We start from the raw sequence: 12385 nt of genomic DNA on the forward strand, positions 1-12385 counted from the left end.
AAGTAATTGAGAGATATGGTTACTCTCTTTAAGTTTTTGACAAATCTCTCGACTACGAATAGCCACAACACCACGCAACTCTTGTTGCTTCCTTTCTTCCAAGTAAATTTTTCTAAATTGTTCTACAAAAACTTCAAACTCCATATCCTCAAAAATTGTAGTCGAGCTATTCTGTTGAGAAGATGTGAGCGTTAAACAGTACAAAAGAGTGTTTAATACTTTTTGTCCTTTTGATGATTCAAATTTATAGTCAGTACTTTGGAGATTAGCCAGCAAAGCTTTTTTTCCTTGTTCTGTAACTGAAAGTCTGCTTTTTTTTGGAGACTCAAGTAAATTTTGCTGACATAGAAAGTCGCAAGTATTACTAGCATCCTTTTGTTGTTCTTTGGATAAATGCCTTTTTACAGTACCTCGTGTTACAGTACCGTCATCTGAGTAAGCAAGCACGTAAAGTAGGTAGATTAATTGGTCTGTAGTCAGTTTAGTCATAACATCCTTTTGAGCCGATACACTGATGATTCTACTCCAACAGACAGATATCTTAATTTAGAGTAACAAAAAAAACACATATAGCAAAGTCGTATTTTTTACATTATCCCTGGTAATTACCAGGTAAGTCAGTCAAATTTGTAAAATATTCAGATGTGTATATGTGCTCCTTAAGTCTTTTTAGCAAGCTGCCAGCATAGAAATAGTGGAATTTGAAGCAGCGCGATCGCAATCTACCCTAGACTAATTGAAACCCAATAGTTGATATTAGGAAAACAGGAATTATTTCAACTAAATTATTCTTTAAAATCACCATAATAAAATGTTGGGTTCCAGCGCAAATACAGATTTATCATGTTGCTGTAAATATTTATCGTGCACTTTCACCCAACCTACAATAAAATATTTATATTTAGATATTGGATTAAATACTCAAATTTATCTATTAGTTTACGATGAAAAACGGGAGGTTATTACCCAATGGCTGTAGAGCAATATCGTCAAATTATCCAACAATTGATTTTAGAACGGGCAGAAAGACGATCGCTCGCACCAACCAATAACTCCTGAAGGGGAAGGAATTGAAACACAAGCAATTATAGATTGCGATACGCTTCCAGCGTTAAGCTTCGCTTATCGCGATCGCTATTTATTATTACACACTGGTTGGCGTGGTAATCGCCGAACACATGGATGTAGCTTGCATCTTGATATTATCAATGGCAAAATCTGGATTCAGCATGATGGAACTGAAGTTGGTATTGCTACCCAATTGCTGGAAATGGGTGTACCAAAAGATGATATTGTTTTGGCTTTTCATTCTCCATACATGCGTCAATTTACCGAGTTTGCCACTCATTGAGTATATGGCAATACAGTTTCTTCCTTGGCGTTCTCTGCGTCTTGGCGGTTTAAAATATTGAATAGTTTAGTCTTAACTGAACCGTATTGGAGTATATGGTAGGTTGGAAATCTAAAATCTTATATTATTTATTTTGCAACAATTTCAATAAATTCTCTTCAATGACGACATTAACAAATTTATTTCCCTGCAAATTCAAATGTATATGGTCATGATATAAGGTTTTGGGGTCTTGATGTGCGTCAAATAAAGGTAGAAAATCTACATATGTAATTCCTTGTGTTTTGGTAAATTCCATTAATCTTTGTCTTGCTTTAATTTCATAGTCACGAGAATTATTGCCAAGTTCCCGTTTTAGGGGAGTCATTACCAGTAAAAATTGAATGTGATCTTGGTTTGCGATCGCATGAATTTTACTGATTGCTTCTAGGTTAACTCCAATTCTGTCTCCACTTTCTTTTTGAATTTCTGCGAGTTCGGGAATCGATGGTGATTTTTGGAGATAGCGCTGATATACTTCGATTAAAGCTAGGTTGAGAAATGGTGTGCGATCGGGGTAGTTTTTATCTCTTCCCACTGGTAATGATATGGGTTTGGTTGCAAATAAATCATCTGTATTAATTAATAACACTATTCCCTGTGCAGAAAAAGTGCCAAATCTTTGCAAATAGGCTAATTCGTTCCTTGGTCCCCAGGAATTTGCAGAAGCGTTTAAGACTTCTATTTTTTCGTGTTTAAGAGTATTTACTGAAGAATTTATATAAGTATTTGTTAATGACTCCATCATTAAGCTAGAAATTGTCTCTTTTTGGTCAGTCCACCAACCACCATTAGCGATAGAATCCCCTAATAATAGTATTCGTAATGTTGAGGATGGTGGTATTTTTTCGATTTGGGAACTACGCATTGAGTATTCATTGATTTCGATGCGTTTGCCATTACGACGGGTTTTTTGGTTCGGTGCCAGCAAATAACCGATTTCACTATCACCAATATAAATTAAAGGACTGCCAAATCCATATCGCGATCGCAACACCAATTCAATAACTATTGTTGCTCCGAAAACCACAGCCAAAATGATTAGTAACGCTATTTTCACCTATTTACCCCACCATTAGTTAAATTATCGTTAAATTTGCTATGAGTCAAAAGTTATATTTTATACTAATTTTTTAAAAATGACCTGAGGTGATATGGTCATCCCCACGAGGATTTTACAATTTTTGGTATCAGTAAATATAACTGTGTATTTTGTTATAAATCTCAATCATATTCTTAACTAATTTTTCCTGTACTTTGGCGATAGAAAGACTACAATCGAAACGAGTGAGTTAAAACTTTAAATTCACTTATCCACTTAATAGAGGGGCTTACAAACGTATGTCCGACTTAAACCGAGGCATCATGAAATTTGATGGTGCTGATGCTCCTAAGCTTGTCACCATTTCCACTGTGATATTGCTAGGGTCAATTGCTGCTTTGATTATCTGGGCTTTACAATCTGCTTACGCTGTAAATTAAATTAATAATTTTCAGAATTGTCTTAACTTTGTCTTAATTTCATCAATAAATTGCGTAGAGGCGTTAGATTTAACGTCTCTATTACTATTATTTTTGGTTAATATAAAAAAACTGTCACAAAGACGCTAAAATAAGCAACCGAGTGTGCGGGCATGTCTTGCGCTCAAAAAATCAAAAAAATATTATTCGTCTTGGTTTTTGATTCTACATTGAAGGTAGGTCTAAAATCCAAATTTAAGGATGCTTGAACTCAGGGGTTTTTTAGTTATATTCGTAATTTGCCCGCTCTTGGGTGCGTTGCCGCTAATTGCTTGGATTACTTCTTTGTTGTCAAAAAAGCAATTGGCACAGCTTGGTACTGGTAATATTGGTGTCTCGGCAGCTTTTTACCACGGGGGAACTCTGGTGGGAACCCTGGCAGTGTTATCGGAAGCATTCAAGGGCATTGCCGCAGTTTTGTTAGCACGTGCTGTCTTTGATGATGGTTCAGCTTGGGAATTGCTAGCACTGATTACTTTAGTTTTGGGTAGGTATTTCTTCGCAAGTGGTGCTGGAACGACAAATGTTGTTTGGGGATTTGCGGTACATGACCCATTGGCGGCTATATTTGTTTTATTATTTGCTGGAATTAGTTTTACAGTTATTCGCTCCCGACAAACCGCTAAATATGGGGTTTTAATTGTATTCCCCATCATTGTCAGGGTACTGCATTCGGAAGATGGATTTCGATTGTTTACTGCGATCGCACTCGCTGGGTTATTAGCTTGGATATACAATCAAATTCCTGATGACCTAGATTTACCAACGAACCAAGCAACAACCGAGTCACAAGCAGCAATGAATTTTTTTCGTGGTGACAAATCATCGGTTCTGACTTTAGATGATGAACTTGATGCCGATTTTGTTGGTAATAAAGCAGCAAAGCTAGCAGAAATTAAGCGTTGGGGTTATCAAGTTCCCAAAGGTTGGGTACTTCTTCCCTACGAAGACGCACAAAATTTAATTAATATTCTCCAACCATCGGAATTATCACCTTTGGTTGTACGCTCTTCAGCAATTGGTGAGGATACGGATACTGCTTCTGCTGCGGGGCAATATGAAAGCATTTTGAATGTGACAACCCAACAAGGTTTACTCACTGCCATCAATCGTACCCAAGCTTCATATAATAATCCTGGTGCGGTACAATATCGCCGAGACAGAAATGTCAAAGAAGCCGCAATGGCTGTTTTAGTACAGCAACAAATCCGTAGTGTGTATTCTGGTGTAGCCTTTAGTCGCGACCCAATTACCCAAGAAGTCGATGCCATTGTTATTGAAGCACTACCAGGAAGCCCGACGCAAGTGGTCTCAGGAAGAGTCACACCAGAACAATATCGAGCTTTTGTGGTGGAAAACGATAATGTATCTTTTATTCATCTGGAAGGACAAGGTAAAGTTCCCCAAGTTATTATCAAGCAAGTCGCATACTTAGCCCGTCATCTGGAAGAAAGGTATCACGGCATACCTCAAGATATTGAATGGAGTTATGACGGTCAAACCTTGTGGGTATTACAAACCCGTCCCATCACAACTTTATTACCAATTTGGACCCGCAAAATCGCTGCTGAAGTTATCCCTGGCTTAATTCGTCCCTTAACTTGGTCGATTAATCGTCCTTTAACATGTGGTGTCTGGGGAGGAATTTTTGCGATCGTGTTGGGGGAACGTGCTTTGGGTTTAGATTTTAATGAAACAGCAACATTACATTTTTCCCATGCTTACTTCAATGCGACTTTATTAGGGCAAATTTTCCGACGCATGGGTTTACCCCCAGAAAGTCTGGAATTTTTAACCCGTGGTGCAAAAATGAGTAAACCACCTCTGGATACGACGTTACGAAATTTACCAGGGTTGCTGCGGTTATTAGGTCGCGAACTATCTTTAAAACAAGACTTTAAGCGTGATAATCGGCTCAGGTTTTCCGTGGGAATGTCGCAATTATCACAAGAAATGGTCGATGATTTAGACCCACCAAAATTATTAACGCGCATTGACTATATTTTGGAATTGTTACAAAGGGCAACTTATTACAGTATTTTGGCTCCTTTGAGTGCATCTTTACGACAGTCAATATTTAAAGTCAAAGATTTGGATATTGATAACAGTGGTACTCCCGAAGTTGCAGCGATAAGAGTGCTACAAGAATTAGCAACACAAGCCAAACAGGTATTATACGTAAATTATACCAATGAAGAATCCAGCATCGGGGGAGCTTCTAGTTTTGATCCTGATAATGTCTTTGAAGACTTAGCAGTTTCCAGCGAAGGGCAAAAAATTCTCGCTGAATTTGAATATATACTACAGCGCTACGGTTATTTGAGTGAAGTTGGTACTGATATTGCTGTTCCCACTTGGAAAGAAGAACCCGAAGCTGTAAAAACCTTATTAGTGCAGTTTATGTTGGGAAATCAACCCGAAACTGTGAAAAAACGCCGCAAAAAAAGTAATATATTTGTCCAAAGTCGCGTAAACATGAAGGGACAAATAACTGAGATATATTCGCGGTTGCTGGCAGAATTACGCTGGTGCTTTATTGCTTTAGAAAAACAGTGGTTATATTATGGGATGTTGCCACAAAAAGACGATATTTTCTTTTTAGAATTTGAAGAAATTCGTCAACTAATCGAAGCACCTAATCCAGATATGTTGAGTCGCTTGCAAGTGCTAGTTTCGAGAAGGCGATCGCAACTCGAACGCGATAAGGAAATGAATCCTATGCCCCTACTAGTCTACGGTAATACTCCCCCAGCTATACCCGCTTTAATGCCTGCCCTTGCCCCCGATCAAATTTTACAAGGTATTCCCGCAAGTCCTGGACTTGCGGAAGGAAGGGTTAAGGTATTGCGAAATTTACAGGATATCCCAGAAATCGAAGCCGATACAATTTTAGTAGTACCTTATACTGATTCCGGCTGGGCACCTTTATTGGTTCGAGCAAAAGGAATCATTGCAGATGCTGGTGGTAGGCTTTCCCACGGTGCAATCCTCGCCCGCGAGTACGGAATTCCCGCAATTATGGATGTTAAAAACGCTACCTGGGTATTGCAAGATGGTCAACGAGTACGAATCGATGGATCGAGGGGTATTATAGAAATCGATAATGACCTCAGACCACAATAAAATTTACTCTCTTTTTCAAAAAGCGATTACTGTGCAAATTAGTATATAAAAATTAGGAGAATTAGGTTGCGATGGGCAAATCCCCCAAAACTCGGTGCGATCGCAATCAATACTTGATTCAACTAAAATAACATTTATTTTATCATGAATAAATATAGCTACAGATAGATGACACTAAATATTATTTGGAATAGTAATCCTGGACATAATAACGACCATTAATGAAGACCAATATCCCTAAAAAACTAAATTATTAGGGTGAAAACTATATATATTTTTACTTATTTAACTTGTAATGTTTCGATATATTAAGACTTTGATTGAAAAATTAAGTCTTATTACCTAAAAAAACAATTATTACTCATTTAATTATTATTTTACATTAAGCGATCGCTCCAAAAGTGATAAATTCAAGCACAATTAGAAATACAAGTTTTGTTCAAGCAAGAAAAGAAAACGGCTTCAAAACTTTAACAGATAGACTTGATTGACGTGTGGAATGAGGGGATACGGGGAACAGTAATTCCAGACAAATTAAATTTAGAACAAACAAAATTAACCTGTAGTCATTGTGAGGGCAATCATGGACAAGAATATGCTCCTAAATCGATACGCAGCAGGAGAACGAGATTTTAGTGGAATAATTCTACACCAAGCCAATCTTCGGGATATTGACCTAAGTGGTACAAACCTAAGTGGTGTAGACTTAAGTGGTGCAGACCTGAACCGTGCTAATCTGAGTGGATGCAACCTGAGCCGTGCTAATCTCACCAATGCAGACCTTAGTGGTGCAAATCTTTCCGGTGCAAATTTGAGCGAAACCAACTTGATTGGTGCAGATATGGTTCATGTCAACTTGGAAGCAAGCAATCTTCACCGTGCTGACTTACGAAGTGCCAGTTTAGTTTTAGCAAATTTGGCTCGTGCAAATTTAAGCGAATCAGAATTAAGTGGTACAAATTTTAGTGGGGCAAATCTCTTCCATGCTGATTTCAGTGCAACTAATCTCTATGAAGCCGAAATCACTGGAGCAAATTTGACAGGTGCAATTATCACGGAAGAAGAAATGAGTACGGAGAAAGTAAATACAGGTTTATCTCACAAATGGGTAACTTGGGCTGGTTAATTATTAATGGTTTAACTCCTAACTCAATGAGGGATTTGTAGAAAATAAAATATCCCAATTTATAGACTTGTCTATCAATCATAACATTGGTAGGGGTGGGGTCTCCCCACCCCTACAATTTGGGATAATTTATTTTTTTGTGTTCTTTAACTACTAACTAAAACTTGGTCTGTGACGAATTAAATTCATGAATTCTTCACGAGTACGTGCGTCATCTGCAAATGCACCTCGCATTGCACTGGTAACAGTCCAAGAACCAGACTTTTGAACACCACGCATCACCATACACATGTGTGTTGCCTCGATTACGACTGCAACACCTCGTGGTTTGAGTAATCCTTGGAGTGCATCAGCTATCTGAATTGTTAACCTTTCTTGTACTTGCAAACGACGTGCGTACATTTCACAAATACGGGCAACTTTAGATAATCCAATCACTTTTCCATTCGGAATATATGCCACATGAGCGCGACCGATTATTGGTAAAATATGGTGTTCGCAGGAACTAAAAATATCGATGTCCCGAACCAACACCATTTCATTTGCATCTTCGGTAAATACTGCTCCATTGAGTAATTCATCCAAAGATTGATTGTACCCTTTGGTGAGAAATTGCAAGGCTTTCATCACTCTTTTTGGAGTATCTTTTAAACCTTCACGGTCTGGGTCTTCTCCTAACCCAATTAACAAAGTACGCACAGCCTGCATCATTTCCGCGTCGGTCACTTCAGGCTTTGTTTGAGTCGCCAAAGATGACAAAACTTGGTCAGCAGTGGTAAGTTCGGGACTAATCGATAAAGTCATATTTCCAATTCTGTGGATTGTTGACTGTTAGCTGTATAGTTGTTAATGTTTAATTGTTCATAGTTAATTGCTTTTATTGATAGTTACCATAGTCAATTACCAGAAACTATCAACAACTAACTAATAACTTGTATGGGCGAGCGATCGCAATAATTTGTCGCGAACCAATTGTTTTTGATCCACTCTCCCCTACTAAAATTACTAACTTTTGCTTAACACTTCTTAAGTATACCAAAATAATCGTGAAGCTGAGAATGAATTTACTTTATATTTGCTTTGCACCCGATGAAAAGCATTTTTCAGTTACGTATATCTACTAATTAGAGGTGTATCATTAATTAGATAGATAATTTAATTATTAAATATATTATAAATCGCTGTCACTTAGGTAGAGAATGGCTTTAACCTGGAAAAGTTGTTGGAGTATTGCTTCAGTAAGAAATGTGTCTTTCTTTAGGTGCATCAAAAGAGCGATCGCATTAAGATGACACCAAAATAAATCTGAATAGTGGTGTTTGCGATCGTATTCATGTGCTGGAGTTTGTGAATATTCGTTGTGGTTCCAGGGACTTATGGATAAAATGGTTAGTTGTTATGCGTATAAATATGCTGATTGGGCAAAAAAGAAAACTCGCGACTTTAATTAGTGTGATATTAGTGACAAGCACGACACTTATTTTTTTACACCAAGTCGCTGATGCAGAAACAGCGATCGCAATTAAGCCATCTCAAGCACCTTTAGATTTGGAAAAGTTGAAAAAGCCAAAAGGTGTAATCACAGCAGATACAATCGATTTGGCAAATCTGACTGTTCCTAGTTTATGGTGGGCAAAGGAAACTTCAGAAAATAAATTGCTTGATAATTGGATAGCTTATCCAGCGAATCAAGGAGAACCAGCTCGCGTAGATTTAATTGTGAATCAGCAAATTTGGACTTTGCTTGATTATCTCGAACGCTACGAGTTTGTTAATCGCGTGGGTAGCGATACCAGAAATTATGGTTATAATTTGCGAGTTTTTAATTACCAACAGGAATTTTTAGGTTCTTATACTTGTAATTTTGCTGCGAATAAATCAGCTTGTGATATTAATATGAATACTCAAAATCAATTAGGTATGCCTCGTTCGTCTTAAACTGCACAAATCTTTTTGAATCCCCCCCCTATCCCCCCTTTTCAAGGGGGGAAAATAGAAATCCAGTTACCTCCCTTTTTCAATAGGGAAAATAGAAATCCAGTTCCCTCCCCTTTGCAAGGGGATGGTTAGGGTGGGGTAATTTTATTGTAATTATTTTATCGGACATAATATAATTCCGAATTCGACTTGTACAGACGTAATTAGACCCTGCGCTAAGACTCTAATTATACTTGATTAAATAGGCTAATATATTGTTTTTCTACTTCTGCTGGTAAAGGAAGTAAAAATTCACTTTTGGTGAAAATATCTTGATTTACTAATAAAGCATTACGTAATTTTTCTGGAATATCGGATGGGGAAATATTAATGGCAATTGGTGAATTAGTTTTAGTTAAAATAGCAATTTGTTTGGCGATATTAGGCTGCCAGAAAAAATTTATCCATTGCTTTAATAGTTCTTGTTGGCTTTGACGACCGATTGGTTGAACCCAGATATCAGCCCACATTGCCGTGCCTGATTTGGGAACAACAACTTCAAGGTAAGGATATCGAGATAACTCTGGTAATATATCCTGTGACCAACCTTGGGCAATAAATGTATCACCCATAATTAGGGGTTCAATATATTTTGTAGAACCGTAGAATTTGACTTGCTGATTTAATTGTTTGTATTCTGGTTCCAGTTCTGTAATTTGACTTAAATCAGTCGTATTATAAGATTTTCCTAACTTCTTTAAAACTAAGCCAATAACCTCCCGTGGCTGGTTTAATAATGAGATGCGATCGCGGAATTCTTCTCTCCACAAATCAGCCCAATCCGTAGGTGGTTGCCAACCATTTTTCTGGAATTTATCGCGATTATAAATAATAACTGTTTTACCCCAGCGATAAGGTGCAGCCCATACCTTTCCTTGGGCATCTAAAAAGCCTTTATCATTGCGGGTTACTAGTTCTTGCCACTGTTTGGGTAAAACCGACCATTGTTGAATTTCTTTAATATCTAATGGTTGAATTAATTTAGCTTCAATTGCTGATTTTAACCAAAAATCTCCCAATGTCAGCAAGTCAGCAGAAACTTTATTATCTGGTTTGGCAATTGGTAAGCGATCGCGTATTTGTTTGACCCAATTATTATCAGTATGCTGAGACGGATTTTGCCAAGATTCTAATTTTTTAAATACATCCTGCAATTGCTCAACAAGTTTAATATCTACTTGCATATTTTTGAGTTTCACGTCTTTCTGCAAGCTCCCACGAAACTGACTAATTACCTGACTAGGAAGTGAGCTTCTTAATAATTCAATGGTTAGTGTTGGTTTGTTTTTTTCTCCACATCCAGCTAACAATTGTGAAAGCGCTAATGTACTTGTACCAATTAGAAAAGAACGTCTGTCCATTAATTTTAGATTAGGTAATTGGGCATGGAGAATGGGGCATTGGGCATGGGGAATGGGGAATGGGATTAGTTTAAATCTCTAGCGTTATAGGGCAGAAATAAAGTCACCATCTAAGATTTCTCAAAAGTCTGTTCAAAGGTATTTATTTGTTTTGCCTTTTACTTATTACTTTTCCCTTTTCCTTTTGCCCTTTTGCCTTTGCTTCTTCTTTACTTTGACTTAACTCGTGCTTGTTTCACCATTGCAATTAGTGTCTGGTGTGCATCTTCCGAATCCTTGAGTTCGTGGTCAAAATTGATGCGAACTGGCACATCTTCACCACTTACTTGTGCCATCAAATCCATTCCTTGTGAGTCAATTGCCAGCATTTTTGCTGATGTTGCTTCCATTAAACCTCCAAATGCTTGTACATATATGCCTACAGCGCTACTATGGTCTTCGTTCATATGTTGGCAAATACGGGAACTCACTTCAGCAGAGAAATTATCAGACATAAAAAATATTTAGGTTTGTTTTGCAATTATTCCTTTGACATCCTACTACTTGTACAGGTAAGTTGTGGGCTTCATATCCAATTATTTTATATATGCTTCTCCCAGACTAAACCCCCAACCTTCGCTCTCATCTGCCTTTAATAGATATAATTAAAATATGTATATTATATGACATGATAATTCACAATTTTTATGTTAGTTTTTATACCAAATGAACTATCAGCGTAGAATTTTTTTAGGAGTCATTTATAAGTGTATTAAAGTTATGGACCTTTGAATGGGGCAAAATTAGTTCTTAAGCTCAAACTATTGGGTGTAATGATGTAAGTATTGGAAGAGGCAGAATAATTTAGACTGTTTGTTCCTGAGGATACTCATTTAGGGTTGTAGCAAAAACATTAGGGAAGATTTTTTACAAATAATTTGACAGTTAAACTGATGAACGCATTAAACCATCGCCGAATAGTTATTGGGGATGTTCACGGTCACTACGAAGGACTGATGACACTGTTGGATGCGATCGCACCCACGTCAGAGGATGAAGTGTACTTTCTAGGGGATTTAATCGACCGTGGTCCCCAGAGTGCCCAGGTAGTGAATTTTGTCATGGAAAGCCCGTATCAATGCCTACTTGGCAATCATGAGATGATGCTGGTAAATATCCTCACAGAAGGAAACAATCAAGCCCCAATGCTACAAGCGTGGTTGTATAGCGGTGGACAGGCAACGGTAGCTAGTTACAAGCAAGCGATAGTTCCTCACAGCCACGTAGAATGGTTCATGAGTTTGCCCACATATTTAGACTTAGGGGATATTTGGCTTGTACATGCTGGTATCGACCCTTCAATGCCTTTATCAAAACAAACTTCCGAACAATTTTGTTGGGTACGGGAAGAGTTCCACAGCATCCAAAAGCCTTTTTTCAAGGACAAGTTAATTATTATTGGTCACACAATTACCTTCACCATGCCAGGAGTGAATCCAGGTCAACTAGCCCAAGGTCGCGGCTGGTTAGATATCGACACAGGAGCGTATCATCCTCGTAGTGGTTGGTTAACTGGTTTAGATATTACCAATAACATGGTGTACCAAGTGAACGTACTCAAAAAAATGACCCGTGTTTTGTCCCTAGAAGAAGCAACAGCCCATGTTAACCCCAATGACATCAAATCTACTAACCAGAGAAGGGGAATGGAAACCAGGGGATAAACCAGAAACCAGAAATGTAGAGACGCGATATATCGCGTCTCTCTTTTATTTATTTATTTATTTATTTCCTCCAGTCAAAGCCAATTATTTTTTGATTAGAGAAACATAATTGCCCATTCCCCCTTATCCCCATTCCTTACCTGACAGCGCTAATATTTGACCGATATGTGTTGCTGTCTAATCC

The 12385-nt window shown here is 37.8% G+C and carries 10 protein-coding genes and 1 pseudogene; 6 read left to right on the forward strand and 5 right to left on the reverse strand.

Annotation, left to right across the window (positions count from 1 at the left end; translation table 11 throughout):
* The coding region (locus CK510_RS17250; RefSeq protein ID WP_143289332.1) for a hypothetical protein at nucleotides 1-489 on the reverse strand (489 nt) is incomplete at its 3' end.
* A 480-nt stretch (nucleotides 490-969) separates the two neighbouring features.
* Between CK510_RS17250 and CK510_RS34405 the strand changes: the two are divergent.
* Nucleotides 970-1351 (forward strand): annotated as a pseudogene (locus CK510_RS34405) (XisI protein).
* Nucleotides 1352-1475: 124 nt separating this feature from the next.
* Here CK510_RS34405 and CK510_RS17260 read toward each other — a convergent pair.
* Nucleotides 1476-2450, reverse strand: a complete 975-nt coding sequence (locus CK510_RS17260) for an SGNH/GDSL hydrolase family protein (protein WP_095722887.1) — start codon at nucleotides 2448-2450, stop codon at nucleotides 1476-1478.
* 281 nt (nucleotides 2451-2731) lie between these two features.
* Between CK510_RS17260 and CK510_RS32360 the strand changes: the two genes are divergently transcribed.
* The 3 genes from CK510_RS32360 (at nucleotide 2732) to CK510_RS17270 (ending at nucleotide 7160) form a co-directional block, all read left to right on the forward strand.
* Nucleotides 2732-2872 carry a hypothetical protein gene (locus CK510_RS32360; RefSeq protein WP_169927021.1) on the forward strand — a complete coding sequence of 47 codons (141 nt, stop codon included), beginning with the start codon at nucleotides 2732-2734 and terminating at the stop codon, nucleotides 2870-2872.
* A gap of 240 nt (nucleotides 2873-3112) precedes the next feature.
* Nucleotides 3113-6034 carry a glycerol-3-phosphate acyltransferase gene (locus CK510_RS17265; protein ID WP_095722888.1) on the forward strand — a complete coding sequence of 974 codons (2922 nt, stop codon included), beginning with the start codon at nucleotides 3113-3115 and terminating at the stop codon, nucleotides 6032-6034.
* Between the two features lie 583 nt (nucleotides 6035-6617).
* Nucleotides 6618-7160: a pentapeptide repeat-containing protein gene (locus CK510_RS17270; RefSeq protein WP_095722889.1), complete on the forward strand. Its 543-nt coding sequence runs from the start codon at nucleotides 6618-6620 to the stop codon at nucleotides 7158-7160.
* Between the two features lie 153 nt (nucleotides 7161-7313).
* Here the strand turns inward: CK510_RS17270 and folE are convergent, their stop codons facing one another.
* Nucleotides 7314-7964 (reverse strand): GTP cyclohydrolase I FolE, encoded by a 651-nt coding sequence (gene folE, locus CK510_RS17275; protein ID WP_095722890.1) that lies wholly within the window; start codon nucleotides 7962-7964, stop codon nucleotides 7314-7316.
* 594 nt (nucleotides 7965-8558) lie between these two features.
* Between folE and CK510_RS17280 the strand changes: the two genes are divergently transcribed.
* Entirely contained in the window at nucleotides 8559-9098 is a 540-nt protein-coding gene (locus CK510_RS17280; RefSeq protein ID WP_095722894.1) for a hypothetical protein, read from the forward strand.
* 227 nt (nucleotides 9099-9325) lie between these two features.
* Here the strand turns inward: CK510_RS17280 and CK510_RS17285 are convergent, their stop codons facing one another.
* The gene (locus CK510_RS17285) at nucleotides 9326-10498 is read right to left on the reverse strand and encodes an extracellular solute-binding protein (protein WP_095722891.1); all 1173 of its coding nucleotides are present in this window, start codon (nucleotides 10496-10498) and stop codon (nucleotides 9326-9328) included.
* 209 nt (nucleotides 10499-10707) lie between these two features.
* Entirely contained in the window at nucleotides 10708-10992 is a 285-nt protein-coding gene (locus CK510_RS17290) for a DUF2470 domain-containing protein (RefSeq protein ID WP_095722892.1), read from the reverse strand.
* Between the two features lie 438 nt (nucleotides 10993-11430).
* Here CK510_RS17290 and CK510_RS17295 point away from each other — a divergent pair, with 438 nt between their 5' ends.
* Entirely contained in the window at nucleotides 11431-12201 is a 771-nt protein-coding gene (locus CK510_RS17295) for a metallophosphoesterase family protein (RefSeq protein ID WP_095722893.1), read from the forward strand.
* Nucleotides 12202-12385 lie beyond the last annotated feature (184 nt).

Source organism: Brunnivagina elsteri CCALA 953 (genome assembly GCF_002289455.1).
Classification (GTDB): domain Bacteria; phylum Cyanobacteriota; class Cyanobacteriia; order Cyanobacteriales; family Nostocaceae; genus Brunnivagina; species Brunnivagina elsteri.